This is a genomic window from Nocardiopsis sp. TRM 82005 (genome assembly GCF_056312425.1).
Genome location: NZ_JBWDTQ010000004.1, coordinates 144,118 through 161,702, shown reverse-complemented (window position 1 = coordinate 161,702; position 17,585 = coordinate 144,118). Strand labels below are relative to the sequence as shown.

Genomic DNA, 17,585 nt, shown 5'->3' with positions numbered 1-17,585 from the left:
CGTTCGCTGCACCGCGGTGACACGGACGTGTGGAGCCCGTGAACGGCCGTCGGGGACCGGGATCGCGGCGGACCGCCAGCCCCGGGAAAGTCTTCGAGGCCAGTGGGAAACCGCGTCGGCACGGGATGCGTCCTGGGGAGGAGGACCGCATCCGCCAGCCGGAACGTCTCCGGGCTCGCCACGTGGAGGGGGCGTGACGAGCCCGGCGGGCGGTACCACCGACGGATGGGCGAACTGGGGGTACGTATGGGGGTAGGGCTGTCTTCAGGAACCGGACGACCGGGGCGCCACCTGCCGCGCCGGGACGATCCGATCGGCTCGCTGACCGGAGGCCTGTACGAGAGGTTGCGCCTGCGGTCCGGCCGGGTGGGAACGATCCGCGGACACGGGTACCGCATGGACGCTCTCTCCTTCGCGACCGAGGTGGAACGGGCCGCCGCGGGACTGAGCCGCCGGGGCATATGCTTCGGCGACGTGGTGGGGGTCCTCGCCCCGGTCTCCCCCCAGCGCTTCCTGGCCACGTACACGGTGAAGGCCGTGGGCGGGCGCGCCCTGCCCCTGTCGGTCACCTCCGACATGGACACCCAGAGCGCCGTACTCAGCGAGACCGACACGCGCCTGCTGTTCGTCAGCGCCGACATGGCGCCGGCGGCACTGGAGCTCGCGGAGCGTTCCAGGGTGCGGCAGGTCATCTCGTTCGGGAGCGCGCTGGGAACGACGCCCTTCAGCGAACTGCTGCAACCCAGCCCGGACGGCAGCGGCTACAGCCCCACGCGCGGTCTGTTCGACAACGGCATCCTGGGCTACGAGCGGACCAGCGACGGGCTGCTGACCACGCTGTACCCGCACAGCGACCTGATGGCGCGCTTCTCGGAGCTGCGCGACCGACTGGCGCTCACCGCCAACGACGTGGTGGCGGTGGACGAGCGGGGTGACGAGACGACACGGGTGACGCTGGTGGCGCTGGCCCTGTGGACGGGGACGTGCGTGGTGGCGGGCACGGGCTGTCCACCACCCGAGGGGCGCCAGATAACGGTGCGCTGCGCTCCCGAACCGGAGCGGGTCGCCGACCCTCCGGCCGACGGGACGTACTGACCGTCCGGGCCGCCGGGGCCCGTTCTCTCCGGGACCGGCGGTCCGGGGCGCTCCGGCGGCCCTCACTCTGAGGAGTCGTGAAGGAACCGCGGCCGGAGGTCGGCCCCGGGCCGGTTCAGTCCTCGACCACCAGCTCCGCCGCCAGCGGCTCCCCGTCGTCGGCGCCGGACTGCTGGTCGTCGATCTCGAACCAGGCCACGTGTGTGGCCTCGCTCCAGTACTCACCGCTACGGGTGGCACAGCTGTCGACTATGAGCCTGCCCCGGCCGAAGTCGTCGCCGTCCTCACGCGCGTGGAGGCCCTCGCCGTCACGCACCCCCTGGTCGGCGACGGCCACGCGCAGGCGCCCGGCGTCGGAGCGGATGAACAGCGTCATGACGCCGCCGCTCTGTCCGGAACGCGAGTGCAGCAGGGCGTTGGTCGCCAGTTCGCTGACGGCCAGTTCGGCATCGTCCAAAGAGCTCTCGGAGTGACCCATGCGGGTGAGGAACTCACGCACGCGCGCGCGGATGGAACGCACGGCGGTCAGGTTCCCGGCACAGCTCCACACCGTGTGGTCGGTGACCCCGCCGGTGAGGTCCCCCGTCTCGATGGTCGGTGCGGTCGGAGCCGTGCTCTCCGGCACCTCCGCGGGCACGTATTCCCGGAGTTGCCTCGCCTCAGCCATCCGGTCACTCCAATCACCCGCGACGGGCGCGCGGGTTGCGCCGCCTGCACTCACCTTAGACAAGGGTGTACTGGCTCCAGAACAGCACACCCGGGTTCCCCCTGCCCGGCATTGGCCACAAAACCCCGTCACGTGTCATCCCCGATGTGAACAAAGGAAACAGCCTGGACCCCAGGGTCACCCATGTGAGGTGTAACACGTTGGCAATACACGCCCCGGAACTGCCATTCCACTGACGGGACGGCCGCGGGGGCGCCAAGGCCCCGGCCCGGGTCCGGGACACGGCGGACGCCACACCGGAGGACTGGGAGAAGTTCATCCGGCGGTCGTCGGGATTTCACCTGCGCAAAGCACGGATGTGGGCCGACGAGGCCAAGGACGCGGGCCCCGCCGCCCGGCTGGACCCCGGATTCCCCACGGGCCCCACGGCTCCCGCCAATGAACTACAAACGGACAAAACGGACAAAGTCCACGTTAAACACCACATTTTCGCTTCCCCATGACATCGATTGGAGTACGACCGGGACTGCTCCCGCCGCGCCCCCTGGCGCGATGGGCGTGCGGGTGACCCGTTCATACGGCAGCGCGTGACGACCGCGCGAATCCGCGCAAAACACCAGGCCGCAGCGGATCTCGTCGCCTGCGGGGGCACGCTCCAGTGATACCGGCGTGAAACGCCGTGTTCACCGCCGCATCCATTCTGTGCTGGTTTGACGCTTCCAGGTGAGTGGAACAAGGATCGTCTGCGTCCGACACCTGCCGGTTCCCCCGGCGCCGCCCCCGGGCGCCTCCACCGGTGCCGGATGCCCGACCTGTCCGTCCCCAAGTGAGGTGCCCTGTGCCGTCCCTGCCCGAGAAGCCCCAAAACGCCCGTGCCTTCGCCCCCAGCCGCCGCTCCCTGCTCCGTGCGTCCGCGGCGGGCATGGCCGTCACCCCGGTGCTGGCCGCCTGCGGAGGGGACTCCGGGTCCGGGGGGTCAGGCGGAGGCGAGCCCCAGTCCGGCGGCCGGCTGCGCGTCGGCGTGGCGGGCGGTGGCGTCAACGACACCCTGGACGCGCATGAGCCCACCGACAACGTGGACATCGCGCGCAACTACTCGCTCTACGCCACACTGGTGCGCTACACCAACGACGGCACCATCGAGAACTACCTGGCCGAGTCCTTCGAATCCAACGAGGACGCCACCGAGTGGACCGCCGTGCTCAAGGAGGGCCTGACCTTCCACGACGACTCCCCCGTCACCGCCGACTCCGTCATCTTCTCGCTCCAGCGGATCCTGGATCCGGACAGCCCCAAGCGCGGCGCGGGCGACCTGGCCGGTGTGGACCCCGAGGCGCTGGAGGCCGTGGACGAGCGCACCGTCCTCATCCGCTGCACCGAGCCCACGGTCACCCTGCCCGACGCGCTGGCGGAGTACTACAACTGCGTCGTGCCGGAGGGCTACGACCCACAGAACCCGATCGGCTGCGGCCCGTTCCGCCACGTGGAGTTCACCGCGGGCGAGTACAGCCTCTTCGAGCGCCACGAGGGCTACCACGAGGAGGGCCTGCCCTACGTGGACGAGCTCGAGATCGTGGACTTCCCCGAGGACGACGCGCGCGTCAACGCCCTCAACAGCGGCAGCGTCGACGTCATCTCCCAGGTCCCGCACGCGCAGGTGTCCGTGCTCGAGGGCAACCCTGACCTGGACATCATGGAGTCCGAGACCGGCATGTGGCTGCCGTTCACCATGCGCGTGGACCAGGCGCCCTTCGACGACGTCCGGGTCCGCCAGGCCTTCCGCCTCATCGTGGACCGACAGCAGATGGTCGACCAGGCGCTCTCCGGGTACGGCCAGATCGGCAACGACATGTACGCGCGGATGGACCCCTCCTACCCCGAGGACTTCGAACAGCGCGAGCAGGACATCGACGAGGCCAAGCGGTTGCTGGACGAGGCCGGGCACGGGGACGGCCTGGAGGTCGAGCTGGTCACCTCCGACATCAACGCGGGAGTGGTCGCCGCCGCCGAGGTCTTCCAGGAGCAGGCCCGTGAGGCCGGGGTCACCGTCAACCTGCGCCGCGTCAACCCCAGCGACTACTGGAGCGAGGAGGAGGGCTTCCCCTACGCCTTCGGCCAGGACTTCTGGAGCGCGCGCCACTACATCACCCAGACCGCGCAGGGCTCGGTGGTGGGCGCCCCCTACAACGAGACCATGTGGGGCGAGCACGAAGAGTGGCTGGAGGCCCTGGAGAAGGCCCGCCGCACCGCCGACGAGGACGAGCGCCACGAACTGATCCGCGAGGCGCAGCGGATCGAGTACGAGGAGGGCGGCTACATCGTGTGGGGCTTCGTGAACCTGCTCGACGGCCACAGCACCGCCGTGCACGGGCTCGAGCCCGCCGTCTCCGGGCACCCGCTGGGCTCCTACGCCTTCTACCGGGTCTGGTTGGAGCAGTAGGCGAGCTCTCCGCCACGCCGAAGCCGACCCCGACCGAAAGCTCTCCATGACCCGACTCATCGTCGTCCGCCTTCTCTTCGGCGCGCTGACGCTCTGGGCGGTGTCCCTCGTGGTCTTCGCTGCCACGCAGGCACTGCCCGGCGACGCCGCCCAGATGATCCTGGGCCGCGACGCGACACCCCAGCGTGTGGAGGCGTTGCGCGACCAGCTCAACCTGCACGAACCGGTGGCCGTGCAGTACCTGCACTGGCTCCAGGGAATCGTCCAGGGCGACCTGGGCATCTCCTACTCCAACCGGCTCCCCGTGGCCGAGTTCCTGATCTCCCCGGTGGGCGGCTCGCTGATCCTCATGGGTCTGGCCGCCCTGGTGGCCACCCCCGTCGCCCTGGCCGTGGGCGCGTTCAGCGCCCTTCGCCGGGACCGGACCTTCGACCACGCCTCCTCGCTGGGGACGCTGGTCGTGGCCTCCATCCCCGAGTTCGTGATCGGTATCCTGCTGATCCTGCTGCTGGGACCGGGCGGACTCGACCTGTTCCCGTCGGTGTACTCCCGTCACGGAGGCCCCGACCAGTGGGTGCTTCCGGTACTGACCCTGGCCTTCGCCGTGGCGCCGCCGATCGTGCGGATGATGCGGGCGACGATGATCGAGGTCCTGGAGAGCGAGTACGTGCAGCAGGCCCGGCTCAAGGGCCTGGACGAACGCGAGGTGCTGTGGCGGCACGCCGCGCCCAACGCCATCGGCCCGGTGGCCCAGGTGGTCGCCCTACAGCTCGCCTGGCTGGCGGGCGGCGTGGTGGCCGTCGAGTTCCTGTTCAACTTCCCCGGCATCGGCAAGGTCCTGATGGACGCCATCGAGAACCGCGATGTGCCCCTGATCCAGGCCGTGGTGCTCCTCATCGCCGGGGTGTACATCCTCGTCAACCTGATCGCTGACGTGATCGGGCTGGCGGCCAACCCGAAGGTGAGGGTGGCGAACCGATGAGCGCTCCTTCGAACACGGGCACGACGCCCGCGGTGGCGCGCACACGCGGCACCGGACTGATGCGTACCGCGTGGGGCTTCGGGCGGACGAAGGTGGGCGTGGTCCTGACGGGCCTGGTCGTCCTGGTCGCGGTGGTGGGGCCCTTCATCGCCCCGTACACGCCCACCGAGTTCGTGGCCAAACCCTTCGAGACGGGTGTGGACGACACCGTGTTCGGCGGTGACAACCGCGGACGCGACGTGCTCACACGCTTCCTGTGGGGCGGATGGACACTGCTGCTGCTCGCGGGCGCCTCCGCCGGCATCGGCGTGGTGGCGGGAGCGGTGGTCGGCGTGATCGCGGGCTACCAGCGCGGCTGGTTGGACGACCTGCTCATGCGCGCCAACGACATTCTGCTGGCCTTCCCGCAGCTGATCGCCGCGTTGCTGATGATGTCGATCCTCGGCCCGAAGGTGTGGCTGATCGTGGCGGTCATCGCTGTCTCCCACATGCCGCGCGTGGCCCGGGTGGTCCGCGAGGCGACGCGCAAGGTGATCGAGCAGGACTACGTGAAGGCGGCCGAGGCGATCGGCCTGCCGCGCTGGCGGATCATGGTGGTGGAGATCCTGCCGAACGTGTCCAGCCCGCTGCTGGTGGAGCTGGGTCTGCGGCTGACCTACTCGATCGGCGTGGTCGCGGTGCTGGGCTTCCTGGGCATGGGCTTGCAGCCGCCGACCGCGGACTGGGGCCTGATGATCAACGAGAACCGTCAGGGCATGGCCGTGCAGCCGTGGGCGGTGGCGCTGCCCGTGACGGCGATCGCGGTCCTGACCATCGGAGCAAACCTCATCACCGACGGACTGTCACGTGCGGCCATCGGTATCGATCGGGGGGTCGGGAAGTAATGCAGGACAAGACGCGGGACGTGGCCGACGGAAACACCGTGCTGGCGGTGGACGACCTGACGGTGATCGGGCGCCCCTCGGACGTGGAGATCATCAGCGGCGTGTCCGTCTCGGTCAGGCGGGGCGAGATCCTCGGCCTGGTGGGCGAGTCCGGCTCGGGCAAGACCACCCTGGGGCTGGCGCTGCTGGCGCACTGCAAGCGGGCCACGCAGATCAGCTCCGGACGCGTGGAGGTGGCCGGAAAGGACCTGGCGTCACTGTCGGAGCGCGGTGTACGCGAGCTGCGCGGGCGGGCGGTGGCCTACATCCCGCAGTCCCCCGCATCGGCGCTCAACCCGGCGCTGCGGCTGGGGAGACAGCTGCGGGAGGCCCTGCACGACGAGTCGTTGCCGGCGACCGACGCCGAGGCCCGGGTGCGCGAGGTGCTGCGCGAGGTGGCGCTGCCCGACGACGACGCGTTCCTGGCCCGCTACCCGCACCAGCTGTCCGGCGGGCAGCAGCAGCGGGTGGTGATCGCCATGGCCTTCGTGGGCCGCCCGACCGTGATCGTGCTGGACGAGCCGACCACCGGTCTGGACGTGACCACGCAGGTGCACGTACTGGAGACGATCCGCCGGATGACCCGTGAGTACGGAACGGCGGGGGTCTACATCAGCCACGACATGGCGGTGGTCGCCGGACTGGCCGACGAGGTCGCGGTCATGTACCAGGGCGAGCTGGTCGAGCGCGGCCGCACCGACGAAGTGCTGACCGCTCCCAAGCACGGCTACACCCGCCAGCTGCTGCGTGCGGTGCCGCTGCTGCGCACTGACGGGCACGGAGACGATGGGAAGCCGGAGGAGGAGCCGCTGCTGCGGGTCTCCGGGCTGTCGGCCGGCTACGGGCGCACGCGGGTGCTGGAGGGCATCGACGTGTCGGTCTCCCGCGGCGAGTGCGTGGCGCTGCTGGGCGAGTCGGGGTCGGGCAAGACCACCCTTTCGCGCTCGGTGGCCGGGCTGCACCACCAGTTCACCGGCGAGGTGCTCTTCGACGGCCAGCCGCTGGCCACCAGCAGCTACCGGCGCACCGCCGAGCAACGGCGCCGGGTGCAGTACGTGTTCCAGAACCCCTATGAGGCGCTCAACCCGCGCAGGCGGGTGCGCGACCAGATCCTGGGCCCCTACCGACACCTGGTGGGCAGGCCCAAGGACCCCGACGCGGTGGTGGCCGAGGCACTGGGGCGGGCGGCGCTGTCCGCCTCCTACGCCGACCGCTTCCCCGAACAGCTCAGCGGCGGTGAGCGCCAGCGCGTGTGCATCGCGCGCGCCGTGGCCACCCGGCCCGGCCTGCTGGTGTGCGACGAGATCACCTCCGCCCTGGACGTGTCGGTGCAGGCGGAGATCGTGCAGCTGCTGCGCGCGCTACAGGACGAGGGGATGGCGCTTCTGTTCGTCACCCACAACATCGCGCTGGTGTCCAACATCGCCCAGCGGGTGGCGGTGCTGAACCGGGGCAAGATCGTGGAGTACGGCCCGGTCGGCCAGGTGATGTCGGCGCCCGAGCACAGCTACACGCGTGGATTGATCGCGGACACCCCGGACTTCCGGCCCGCCTTCGCGGGCACCGCGGATTAGGGAGTGTTTTTTAGAAGGCTTTCGGGTCAGTGAGCGGCCGTCCGGGCCATCTCTCGCAAGACGATGTGCGAAGTTCAGCCTAGTCGTGCTTCACGAGCGCAGAGGCGTAGCGAGAGGCGGCCCGGTGCCGCGAGGGACTGGAGCCGCAGGCTCTCCCTTGAGGGTGGTGGAGGGAGACGGGCGGGACCGAAATGATGCAAAAAACACGACCTAGCCCGGGATCCCGTGGCGTGGCGGTACCGGACGGCTGCCGCCACGCCTGCCCCGGCGGCAGCCGTGGGTCACCGTGTCTGGTCGGCCTCCGATACGCGCACGCGCGGCGACGCCAGGGTCAGCAGTACCGCCAGGCCGAGGGCGGAGGTGACGAACAGGGCGGCGCCCATGGGCACGGCGGTGCTCTCGTCCAGTCCCACCAGCGGTGCCACCGCCGCGCCGAACAGCGGGGAGAGCGCGCCCAGTACCGCGCTGGCACTGCCCGCACGCCGCTCCTGACCGTGCATGGCCAGCGCGAAGGAGCTGGTGAGGATCATCCCCATGCACGTCATGTACACGAAGATGGGCACCACGAGGGTGGCCAGCGGACCTCCGGCCAGCGTCGCCACGAGCAGCACCCCGGTCGCCGCCACCGCCGTGGCCACGGCGCCCAGCAGCAGGTGGCGCTCACCGAACCGGGCGCTGAAACGGCCCACCGCCCAGCTCCCGGCGATGATGGCCGCGCCGTTGACCCCGAACAGGATTCCGAAGGCCTGCGGGGACACCCCGTACAGGTCCTGGTAGACGAACGGCGTCCCGGCGACGTAGGCGAAGCTGCCGCCGTGCACGAGGCCGACCACCAGGGCGTAGCCGAGGAAGGAGCGGTCCCGCAGCAGCGCGCCCATCGTCCTCAGGGTCCCGCTGACCGTGCCGGGGATACGCCGCTCCACCGGCAGGGTCTCCTTCAGCCGCAGCGCCACGACCAGGACGATCACCGCGCCGAGCAGCGCCAGGGCCAGGAAGACGGCCTCCCAGCCCGCGAAGGACGGCCACAGGATGGCGCCGCCCGCGATCGGTGCCGCGAGGGGCGCGACCGCGTTGATCACCATCAGCAGGGCGAAGAACCTGGTCAGCTCGTTGCCGTCGAACACGTCTCGCACGACCGCGCGGGAGAGCACGATACCGGCCGAGGCGGTGAACCCCTGGAGGAAGCGGGCCGCCACCAGGACGGCGATGTCGGGGGCCAGCGCGCACAGCAGCGACGACAGCACGAACAGGACCAGGGAGGCGATCAGCGGCCCGCGCCTGCCCCGGGCGTCGCTGATCGGTCCGACCACCACCTGGCCGACGGCGAGCCCCACCAGGCAGGTGGTCAGGCTCAGCTGCACGTGGGAGGCGCTGGCGTCCAGGTCGGCGGCGATGTCGGGGAAGCCCGGCAGGTACATGTCGATGTTGAGCGGGCCCAGGACGGCGAGCATGCCGAGGAGGAGGGCCAGGCCCAGGCGTGCCCGGCCGGTCGGGTTGTGCTGCATCGGCGCTCTCTCGTAGGGACGGAGGGCGCTGCGCGCCACGGACCTCAGGCCAGGCTAGCCGCGGCGGCCGCCTCAAAGGGGCCGACGGGAGCGGGCCTGACACGAGTCCGTCAAAAAGCGTTCGGTTCGGGGAGGGGGCGGCGCCAAGGCGCCGGGCCCCGATACGGGTACGAGCTCTTCCGTGGCCGGGGCCGGGCCCGTGATCCACCGGCGCCGTCCTCAGGCCGACCGCTAGAAGAGCACCGACATCACTTCCCCCACCTGCCGGAAGCCGACCTTCTGGTAGGCGGCTCGGGCGGGGGTGTTGAAGTCGTTGACGTAGAGGGTCACGTGGGGTGCGATCTCCGTGAGCGCGTAGTTGACCACGGCCGCCATCCCCGACGTGGAGTAGCCCTGGCCACGCAGGTCCGGGTGCACCCACACGCCCTGGATCTGGCAGGCGTGCTGGGTGACCGCGCCGATCTCGGCCTTGAACACCACGCGGCCGTCCTCGATACGGGCGAAGGCCCGGCCGGTGCGCACCAGCTCCTCCACCCGGGCCCGGTAGAGCGCGCCGCCGTCACCGGAGTCCGGAGGGACGCCGACCTCCTCTGTGAACATGGCCACGCACGCGGGCACGAGGATGTTGAGTTCGGCCAGTCGGACCCGGCGCACCAGCGGGTCGGCGGGAACGTCGGGCTGGTCGCTGATGTCCAGCACCGGCTGGTGGGCGCGGATGGCGCGGGCGGGCCCCCACGCGGGGGTGACCTGCTGCCAGAAGTCACTGACCGCGTCGACCGGACCGATGATCGAGGAGCAGCGGCGGCCACGCCAGCGGGCGTGTTCGGCGAAGCTGCGAACGGCGGCCGGTCCGGCGTTGACGGGAACCATGTTGGCGCCGGAGTAGCACAGGGCGGTCAGGCGGCCCCTGTCCATGTGCCCCCACACCTCGGCGCCGCCGACGCCGCCGGATATACCCGTGGCCATCAGGCGGGAGGTGACGAACACGTTGCCGACAGGGTCGGTGTCCAGGAGCGCACGGACGGACTCCCGGTCGCGTTCTCCGAGGATCCGTACCGGCGAGGTCCGCAGCATCGCATCTCCCCCATCTTCCCGGTGACCTCGTGTGGGCCCCGGGGGACGACTGACCGAGCCTGTTCGCGCTGGTTCCAGCCTATTCGACCGGTTGCCCGGTTGCCCCCGCCAGTCCGGGAACGGCGGGCTCGGCCGTGGTCCCGGGCTCGTCGCGCGCCGTGCTCGGCCGGGGCTCGGGACGGCCCTGGCAGTTGGCGTCGGGGCCGGTGCCGTCGGCGCGGGCGGGCAGTCCCCCGTCGCGGAGGTAGGCGGCGACGAACTCGTCCACACAGGTGTTCCCGGTGAGCGCGACGCCGTGGGTGAGGCCGCCGTCCTCGATCACCAGCGCCGACCCGGGCAGGCGCTCGCGGAGTGCGAAGGCTCCCTCCACGGGGGTGGCGCCGTCCTCGGTGGTGTGCACGAGGAGCGCGTCGCCGTCGTAGGCGGGGTGCTCGCCGGGACCGTCGCCGACCTGGAACCAGTCGTCGGACTCGGCTTCCCAGCTCGCGCACGGAGCGTTGTACCAGATGTTGTGCCACCCCATGAAGGGGGCCTCCCGGTGGACCTCCTCCGCGTCGGCGCGCCAGGTGGCCCAGTCCGCTGGCCAGTGGGTGTCGGTGCACTGGACGGCGAGGTAGCCGCCATAGCCCCGGTCGGAGCCGGCGTCCTCGCCGTAGTTCTCGTGAAGCGCGAGCAGCGGCGCGTCGTCTCCGTCGTTGGTCCGGGCGGAGAGCGCGCTGGCGACCGAGGGCCAGGAGGATCCGCTGTAGGCGATGATGATGACGGCGATCTCCAGTTCGGTGGGGCCGACGGTGTCCTCGATGGGCTTGTCGGCCAGCTCCGAGCGCAGCGTGTAGTAGGCCTCGGCGACCTCCTCGCCAGTGGTGCCGAGCCCGTAGGCGTCGTCGTGGCGGGCCACCCAGTCGAAGAAGCCCCGCGCCGAGCGGTCCAGGGCTCGGCTCTGTACGAGGTTGCTCTCGTACCAGGGGTTGTCGGGGTTGACGATGCTGTCCAGGACCAGGGAGCGGACCCGGTCGGGGTAGAGCGCGGAGTAGACGGTGCCCAGGTAGCTGCCGTAGGAGTAGCCGAGGTAGTCGATCCGCTCCCGGCCCAGGGCCGCCCTGATGGCGTCCATGTCGTGTGCGGTGTCCTCGGTACGGACGTGCTGGAGGAGGGGGCCGGTGTTGTCCGCGCAGGCCCGGGCGTAGTCCGCGGCGTCGGCGCGCAGGGCGGCTTCGGCGGTGGCGTCCGCCGGGACGGTGTCGGGGCGCACGGGTGCGAAGAAGTCCGGATCGCAGGTGATGGAGGGGGTGGAGGCGCCGAGGCCGCGCGGGTCGAAGGCGACGACGTCGTAGACCTCGCGCAGCCGCGCGGGCATGCGACGGTGGATGTGCGAGGCCCACATGCGTCCGGCGCTGCCGGGGCCGCCGGGGTTGACCAGGAGGGTGTTCCGGGCCTCGCCGGTGGCGGGGACCCGGGACAGGGCGAGTTGGACTGTGTCGTCGCGACCGCTGACACGGCCACCGTCGGAGGTGCGGGCGAGGGGGACGGTGAGGGTGGCGCACTCCAGGCTCTCGTCGGCGACGGGCCGAAGGTCCTCGCAGGGGCCCCACGCAAGGTCCTCCTGGTCGACGCGGGTGGCCCCGTGGACATGTTCCGCCGGCCCGGCCTGCGCGGGGACCGTCGCGGCCAGGAGGGCCAGGACAACCCCGGCCGAGGCCGCGGCCCGGTTTCGTGTTCGCACTCGTCTGCCCCCCGCACTTTTTATTACTTAGTGAATTGTTATCACTACTGAGAGTCACAAACGGAAGCGACACGGACGGCTGCCGGACTCGGGTCGGCCCACCCCGGTAGCATGTGCCCTGCCTGGAGCAGACTCGGGCAAAGCAGACGGGACGAAGGGGCGCAATGCGGCTGGATCGTGTCGATGAGCGGATCATCGCAATACTCGGCGCGGACGCGCGGATGAGCTTCGCCGAGATCGGCGGACAGGTCGGGCTGAGCCCTTCGGCGGTCAAGCGCCGCGTGGACCGGCTGGTGGACTCCGGCGCGGTGCGCGGGTTCACGGTGGTGGTGGAGCCCCAGGCCGTCGGATGGACCACCGAGGCGTTCATCGAACTGTACTGCCGCGCCCGCACGTCACCGGGGGAGATCCGGTCGGGGCTGTCGAGGTACGCCGAGATCACCTCCGCGTACACGGTCACCGGGGACGCGGACGCCATCGTTCAGGTCCGGGCCCGCGACACCCACCACCTGGAGGAGGTCATCGAACGGCTGGGCGCCGAGCCGTTCATGGTGCGGACCAAGAGCACGCTGGTGCTTTCACGCCTGGTGGACCAGCCCATCCTCGCCGGGACCGCCGACCTCTCCTGACCCGCCGCGGGGGAAGCCGCAGAAGAGCTTTCAGTGGATGAAAAGGGCCGTTGTGGCTCCTCCCGGCCACCGTGACGATGTGTTGCAGTTCACACCGACGTCACGGAGGGCACCCCCGTATGGATGGTCACCTGCGAGAACGCATCGACGCCAGCGCGATGACACGGTTCCAGTGGGGCACGGTCCTCATCTGTATCACCCTCAACGTCCTGGACGGCTTCGACGTCCTGGTCATGGCTTTCACCGCCAACGCCGTGTCCGGCGACTGGGGGCTGTCGGGCTCCCAGCTCGGCTTCCTCCTCAGCGCGGGACTGTTCGGCATGGCCGCGGGCGCGATCCTGCTCGCCCCGATGGGCGACGTGATCGGACGGCGCAACCTCACCCTGCTCAGCCTGGTGATCGCCGCGAGCGGGATGCTGCTGTCCTCGGCCGCGCAGGACGCCGCCCAACTGGGGCTGCTGCGCGTCCTCACCGGTCTGGGCATCGGCGCCATGCTGGCATCCGCCAACGTCATCTCCAGCGAGTCCGCCAACCGGCGCTGGCGCGGCCTGGCGGTCAGCCTCAACTCCACCGGCTACGCCGTCGGCGCCACCGCCGGGGGCCTGCTCGCGGTCCTGCTGGTCGGCCAGTGGGGATGGCGCTCGGTGTTCCTGGTGGGCGGGCTCGCCACGGCCGCGCTCGTGCCCGTGGTGCTGGTCCGCCTGCCCGAGTCACTGGACCACCTCCTCTCCCGCAGGCCGCGCAACACCCTGACCAGGCTCAACGCGCTGCTGGAGAGGTTCGGGCAGGATCCGTTGGACGCACTGCCGGAGCCGGTGGCCGCCGAGCGCTCCCAGACTCCCGTACGGCAGCTGCTGGCCCCGGGCACGGTCCGCTCCACACTGCTGGTCTGGGCGGCGTTCTTCATGGTCATGTACGGGTTCTACTTCGTGACCTCCTGGACACCCGCGCTGCTGGTGGAGGCCGGGCTGTCCGCGAACGAGGGCATCACCGGCGGCACCCTGCTCAACCTGGGCGGTATCTTCGGCGCCGCGATCCTGGGCGTGGTCGCCGCGCGCTTCGCCCTGAGGAGGGTGTTGATCGCGTACACGCTCCTGGCGGCGGTGATGCTGCTGGTGTTCGTGCCCTCCACCGGGGTGCTGCCTCTGGCCTTCGTCCTGGGCGGCGCCATCGGACTGTTCGCCAACGGGTGCGTGGCGGGCCTGTACGCGATCGCCCCCTCCTCCTACGCCGCCTCGGTGCGTGCGACCGGTGTGGGCTGGGCCCTGGGGATCGGGCGTATCGGTGCGATCCTCGCCCCGCTGATCGCCGGGGGCCTGCTGGACTCGGGCTGGTCCTCCGGCCAGCTCTACGCGGTGGCGGCCGGTGCGTTCGTGCTCGGCGGGGCGGCCGTGGCCGCGCTGGGGGGAAGCGGCGCGGACCTGGCCCGGGCGGAGATCCGGGAGACGCTTCCGACCGCGGGGAGGAGCGACGTTCCCTGACCCGGGTGCCCCGGGGACGTCCGCCAACGCGGACGTCCCCGTTCCCGTCCTAGAGCCGAGAGGTACGCAGTGCCCGGGAGATCCCCCGAGCCGCCGCCTGCACGACCGGAGCGAGGGCGGCGGGCCGGGCCTCGCTCAGGGGCATCACCAGGGACACCGCCGCCACGACGCCTTCCGTCGGCCCGAACACCGGAGCGCCCACGGACAGGGCGTCCGTCGTCACCTGCCCCGCGCTCACCGCGTATCCCGTCTGCCTCACCTGGGCGAGCTTCCTGCGCAGCCGGACCGGGTCCGTCTCGGTCATCTGGGTGTAGGCGCGCAGCGGTGCGGTCAGGACCTCGTCCTGGAGCTCCGGGGGCGCGTATGCCAGCAGCACCATGCCGACACCGGTGGGGTGCAGGTCGAAGCGGCCCCCGACCCTGGTCAGGACGGGGATGGCGTGCCTTCCCGCGATGCGCTCCACGAACACCAGTTCCCGACCCTCGCGAACAGCGAGCTGCACGTTCTCGCGGGTGACCTCGTACAGGTCCTCGAGGAAGGGCATGGCGGCCTCGCGCAGACCCAGGCCGCGCGGCGCCAACGACGCCACCTCCCACAGGCGCAGCCCCACCCGGTACCGGCCGCCGGCGTCGCGCTCCAGAGCGCCCCACTCGACCAGCTCGGCGGCACGGCGGTGCGCGGTGGGCAGGGAGATCCCGGCACGCTGGGACATCTCGGTGAGGGTGAGCGCCGGGGAGCCCGGGGTGAAGGCCCCCAGCAGAGCGAGCACCTTGCTGGTGACCGTCCTTCGCTCGGCTGTCACAACGTGCTCCCTGGTCCCGCGGCGGGCAACAGCCCCGTGGGCTGCGATGCTAACGGGCGGGCGACCGTTCGAGGCGCCCGCCCACGTGTGCCCCTCGCTCAGAGTTCGAGCACGAGGCGGGACGTGCGCGCGCGGGACACGCAGACCATCATCATCTCCCCCGAGGCGCGCTCCTCGTCGGTGAGCAGCGAGTCCCGGTGGTCGGGGACTCCGTCGAGGACGGGGGTCTCACAAGTCCCGCAGGTGCCCTCCCGGCAGGAGGAGAGCACCGGGACCCCGGCGTCCTCGACGGCTTCGAGGACGGAGCGGTTCTCGGGGACCCGGATGGTCACGCCCGACTCGGCCAGCTCGACCTCGAACGCGCCCCTGGCATCCTCCTCCCCGTCCTTGGGCCTGAACCGCTCGACCCGCAGGGCTCCGGGAGGCCAGTGGGCGGCCCGCTCCTCGACGGCCGCGATCAGGGGCTCAGGACCGCAGCAGTAGACCAGGGTGTCCTCCCCGGGCTCGGGGAGCAGCGCGTCCAGGTCCATCAGCCCGACCTCGTCCTGGGGCAGCGCCGCGACCCGGTCCCCGTGTTCGCGGACCAGCTCGTCCCGAAAGGCCATGGAGGCGCGGGTGCGTCCGCCGTAGACCAGCCGCCAGTCGGCGCCGGAGGAGTGGGCGGCGGCGATCATCGGCAGCAGCGGGGTGATGCCGATGCCTCCGGCGACGAACACGTAGCGGCGGGACGGCAGGAGCACGAAGTTGTTGCGCGGACCGTGCAGACGGACCACGGTCCCCTCGGCGAGCCGTTCGTGCACGAGCCGCGAGCCGCCGCGCCCGTCGGGCACGTCCAGTACGGCGACCCGCAGCACGGTGCGGTCCGCCGGATCGCCGCACAGCGAGTACTGACGCACCAGGCCGGGCCCCAGGACCAGGTCGACGTGCGCGCCCGGCGCCCAGGGAGCGAACTCCCCGCCGTCGGGCCGGGTGAAGGTCAGCCGCAGCACACCGTCGGCCACGGCCTCCCGGTGCTCCAGCCGTGCGTCGAACCCCCGCTCGTCGCACGGATCCGTGGTCACGCTCATCGCTCTGCCCCTCCCGTCATCCACGGCGGACGTCGTTCGTATGGTCAGTGTCTGCGGCGGGGCCTCCCAGAGGCCGGTGGGCCTCACCCGCCCGTGGCGGCCGGTTCCGGGACCGCGGAGCCGGGGTCCTGACCGTCCCCGGACCCGGGTCCGTGCCCCTCGGGGTGGGCGAGCACCCAGTCCCACAGCGCGACCGGGTCCTCGAAGAGCCGGTCGGCGCCGCAGTGGCACACCGCCCGTAGCCGGTCGGTGCCCAGCACCCAGTGGATGCGCACGACGCCGTCGCCGCCCAGCATGGGCCGGTTGCCGTCGAGCATCACGACCGCACCCGTCCGGCGGCCGACGGGGCCTGCTCCGTCCCGGCGCGGCCCTGCTCGGCCATGCTCCTGAGCATGCGGCGCGCGGCCAGCCCGCCGGTATCGATGTTGACCGACAGCTCCTGGTAACCGTCGGCCTCCTGCTGGACGACCTTCTCCAGCCGGTCCAGGGCGACCACGTCCTGTAGGACGACGGTGCGGTTGTTCTCCCGGAGGAAGTCCGAGACCTCCTCGTCGCCGAGGGCGAAGTCGCGGGCGACGGACCAGAAGTCGTGGGTGCTGTTCTCGGTCTCGGGAGTGATGGCGTACACGACCTCCACGTGGAACGCGTCCGGGTCCGTGCCGTCCTCGCGTGGCAGCACGCCCACGGGCGCGATGCGGCTGTGCAGCTGGTACAGGCACGGCGGCCGGTACTCGATGTCCTGCCAGCGGGTGATGCGCCCCTCGATGCCCGTGGACCTGGCGTAGAAGGACGGGCACTCGGCGTCGTCCATGTGGCGGCTGACGTAGACGATCCGGTTGGCCTCGTCCACCTCGGTGGTGATGGGGGTCTCGGCGACCTCGGGAGTACCGATGTAACCGCCGTGCAGGTAGGTCTCGTGGGACAGGTCGAGCAGGTTGTCCACGAGCAGGGCGTAGCGGGCGGCGAGCGGCTCCATGCCGCGCACCACGGTGTACCCGTCGTCGTCCAGCCAGGGGGCTCGGGGGACGGGGGTGGCCTCGGCCCTCTCCTCGTCACCGATCCACACCCACACGAACGAGTCCTGCTCGACCACCTTGTAGGCGGGGACGCGGGCGGTGCGCGGGACGCGGGCCTGGCCCGGCACGGACACGCACCTGCCCGAGGTGTCGTAGGTGAAACCGTGGTATCCGCAGATGATCCGGTCGCCCTCCAGCCGGCTCTCGGAGAGCGGGTAGCGGCGGTGGACGCAGCGGTCGGCGAGGGCGACGACACCGCCCGCCTCGGTCCGGTGGAACACGATCGGTTCGCCGAGGATGGTGCGGGCGAACAGTTCGCGGCCGATCTCGGCGCCGTAGGCGGCGACGTACCACTGGTTGCGAACGAACTCCGTCATGGGAGCGCGGCCTCCTTCGTCGATGGACGGCCACTCCCGCGCGGGGTCGGCGCGCCGCCGCGGACGGCAGCACCGGGGTGCTGGGAGCACGTGGTCCGGAAGGTCCGCACCCCGCGCGCCGAGTGGCCTGGGTCACGATGCTGTGTGACGTGGAGCCCTCGGCGCAGCAGCGTTTTCAGGGAGTGAAAGGGTTCCGCCGCAGACGGCGCGGGGACCCCGCCGGGAACCGC

Annotated in this window: 15 protein-coding genes; 7 read left to right on the top strand and 8 right to left on the bottom strand. The window is 71.2% G+C overall.

All coding sequences use genetic code 11. The features are described 5' to 3' along the window. Positions 1 to 102: 102 nt before the first annotated feature. Positions 103 to 1,095: an AMP-binding protein gene (locus AC0T5L_RS02030; protein WP_476163596.1), complete on the top strand. Its 993-nt coding sequence runs from the start codon at positions 103 to 105 to the stop codon at positions 1,093 to 1,095. A gap of 115 nt (positions 1,096 to 1,210) precedes the next feature. On the opposite strand, the gene AC0T5L_RS02025 is transcribed toward AC0T5L_RS02030, so the two are convergent. Further along, positions 1,211 to 1,762, bottom strand: coding sequence for an ATP-binding protein (locus tag AC0T5L_RS02025; protein ID WP_476163595.1), 552 nt, complete (start codon positions 1,760 to 1,762; stop codon positions 1,211 to 1,213). An 838-nt stretch (positions 1,763 to 2,600) separates the two neighbouring features. On the opposite strand from AC0T5L_RS02025, the gene AC0T5L_RS02020 reads away from it, so the two are divergent. From AC0T5L_RS02020 to AC0T5L_RS02005, 4 genes are read left to right on the top strand one after another with little or no spacing between them, the layout of a single operon-like run. Next, a complete protein-coding gene (locus tag AC0T5L_RS02020; protein ID WP_476163594.1) occupies positions 2,601 to 4,202 on the top strand; it encodes an ABC transporter substrate-binding protein in 1,602 nt (533 codons plus the stop codon). Between the two features lie 46 nt (positions 4,203 to 4,248). Beyond that, positions 4,249 to 5,184, top strand: coding sequence for an ABC transporter permease (locus AC0T5L_RS02015; protein WP_476163593.1), 936 nt, complete (start codon positions 4,249 to 4,251; stop codon positions 5,182 to 5,184). Further along, positions 5,181 to 6,068: an ABC transporter permease gene (locus tag AC0T5L_RS02010; protein ID WP_476163592.1), complete on the top strand. Its 888-nt coding sequence runs from the start codon at positions 5,181 to 5,183 to the stop codon at positions 6,066 to 6,068. The genes AC0T5L_RS02015 and AC0T5L_RS02010 overlap by 4 nt, the downstream gene beginning before the upstream one ends. Then, positions 6,068 to 7,681, top strand: a complete 1,614-nt coding sequence (locus AC0T5L_RS02005) for an ABC transporter ATP-binding protein (protein WP_476163591.1) — start codon at positions 6,068 to 6,070, stop codon at positions 7,679 to 7,681. Before AC0T5L_RS02010 ends, AC0T5L_RS02005 begins: the two co-directional genes overlap by 1 nt. A gap of 281 nt (positions 7,682 to 7,962) precedes the next feature. Here the strand turns inward: AC0T5L_RS02005 and AC0T5L_RS02000 are convergent, their stop codons facing one another. The 3 genes from AC0T5L_RS02000 to AC0T5L_RS01990 all read right to left on the bottom strand — a co-directional run bounded on the left by AC0T5L_RS02000 (position 7,963) and on the right by AC0T5L_RS01990 (position 11,983). Beyond that, positions 7,963 to 9,186, bottom strand: a complete 1,224-nt coding sequence (locus tag AC0T5L_RS02000) for a multidrug effflux MFS transporter (RefSeq protein ID WP_476163590.1) — start codon at positions 9,184 to 9,186, stop codon at positions 7,963 to 7,965. 231 nt (positions 9,187 to 9,417) lie between these two features. Further along, on the bottom strand, positions 9,418 to 10,260 hold the full coding sequence (locus tag AC0T5L_RS01995) for a GNAT family N-acetyltransferase (RefSeq protein WP_476163589.1): 843 nt from the start codon (positions 10,258 to 10,260) through the stop codon (positions 9,418 to 9,420). 79 nt (positions 10,261 to 10,339) lie between these two features. Further along, a complete protein-coding gene (locus AC0T5L_RS01990) occupies positions 10,340 to 11,983 on the bottom strand; it encodes an alpha/beta fold hydrolase (RefSeq protein ID WP_476163588.1) in 1,644 nt (547 codons plus the stop codon). A gap of 164 nt (positions 11,984 to 12,147) precedes the next feature. Between AC0T5L_RS01990 and AC0T5L_RS01985 the strand changes: the two genes are divergently transcribed. After that, positions 12,148 to 12,612, top strand: coding sequence for an Lrp/AsnC family transcriptional regulator (locus tag AC0T5L_RS01985; RefSeq protein WP_476163587.1), 465 nt, complete (start codon positions 12,148 to 12,150; stop codon positions 12,610 to 12,612). A gap of 119 nt (positions 12,613 to 12,731) precedes the next feature. After that, positions 12,732 to 14,093, top strand: a complete 1,362-nt coding sequence (locus tag AC0T5L_RS01980) for an MFS transporter (RefSeq protein WP_476163586.1) — start codon at positions 12,732 to 12,734, stop codon at positions 14,091 to 14,093. A 49-nt stretch (positions 14,094 to 14,142) separates the two neighbouring features. Here the strand turns inward: AC0T5L_RS01980 and AC0T5L_RS01975 are convergent, their stop codons facing one another. From AC0T5L_RS01975 to AC0T5L_RS01960, 4 genes are all read right to left on the bottom strand, one after another. Continuing rightward, positions 14,143 to 14,895 carry an IclR family transcriptional regulator gene (locus AC0T5L_RS01975; protein WP_476163585.1) on the bottom strand — a complete coding sequence of 251 codons (753 nt, stop codon included), beginning with the start codon at positions 14,893 to 14,895 and terminating at the stop codon, positions 14,143 to 14,145. A 98-nt stretch (positions 14,896 to 14,993) separates the two neighbouring features. Then, positions 14,994 to 15,962 (bottom strand): PDR/VanB family oxidoreductase, encoded by a 969-nt coding sequence (locus AC0T5L_RS01970; RefSeq protein WP_476163584.1) that lies wholly within the window; start codon positions 15,960 to 15,962, stop codon positions 14,994 to 14,996. Positions 15,963 to 16,045: 83 nt separating this feature from the next. Continuing rightward, on the bottom strand, positions 16,046 to 16,279 hold the full coding sequence (locus tag AC0T5L_RS01965; RefSeq protein WP_476163583.1) for a hypothetical protein: 234 nt from the start codon (positions 16,277 to 16,279) through the stop codon (positions 16,046 to 16,048). Beyond that, positions 16,279 to 17,355 carry an aromatic ring-hydroxylating dioxygenase subunit alpha gene (locus AC0T5L_RS01960; protein WP_476163582.1) on the bottom strand — a complete coding sequence of 359 codons (1,077 nt, stop codon included), beginning with the start codon at positions 17,353 to 17,355 and terminating at the stop codon, positions 16,279 to 16,281. The genes AC0T5L_RS01965 and AC0T5L_RS01960 overlap by 1 nt, the downstream gene beginning before the upstream one ends. Positions 17,356 to 17,585: the final 230 nt, after the last annotated feature.

Coding starts and splice junctions, on each gene's coding strand:
- AC0T5L_RS01965 (WP_476163583.1), bottom strand. CDS start 16,279: ATGCTCGACGGCAACCGGCCCATGCTGGGCGGCGACGGCGTCGTGCGC.
- AC0T5L_RS01970 (WP_476163584.1), bottom strand. CDS start 15,962: ATGAGCGTGACCACGGATCCGTGCGACGAGCGGGGGTTCGACGCACGG.
- AC0T5L_RS01960 (WP_476163582.1), bottom strand. CDS start 17,355: ATGACGGAGTTCGTTCGCAACCAGTGGTACGTCGCCGCCTACGGCGCC.
- AC0T5L_RS02000 (WP_476163590.1), bottom strand. CDS start 9,186: ATGCAGCACAACCCGACCGGCCGGGCACGCCTGGGCCTGGCCCTCCTC.
- AC0T5L_RS01995 (WP_476163589.1), bottom strand. CDS start 10,260: ATGCTGCGGACCTCGCCGGTACGGATCCTCGGAGAACGCGACCGGGAG.
- AC0T5L_RS02005 (WP_476163591.1), top strand. CDS start 6,068: ATGCAGGACAAGACGCGGGACGTGGCCGACGGAAACACCGTGCTGGCG.
- AC0T5L_RS02010 (WP_476163592.1), top strand. CDS start 5,181: ATGAGCGCTCCTTCGAACACGGGCACGACGCCCGCGGTGGCGCGCACA.
- AC0T5L_RS01980 (WP_476163586.1), top strand. CDS start 12,732: ATGGATGGTCACCTGCGAGAACGCATCGACGCCAGCGCGATGACACGG.
- AC0T5L_RS01985 (WP_476163587.1), top strand. CDS start 12,148: ATGCGGCTGGATCGTGTCGATGAGCGGATCATCGCAATACTCGGCGCG.
- AC0T5L_RS02015 (WP_476163593.1), top strand. CDS start 4,249: ATGACCCGACTCATCGTCGTCCGCCTTCTCTTCGGCGCGCTGACGCTC.
- AC0T5L_RS02025 (WP_476163595.1), bottom strand. CDS start 1,762: ATGGCTGAGGCGAGGCAACTCCGGGAATACGTGCCCGCGGAGGTGCCG.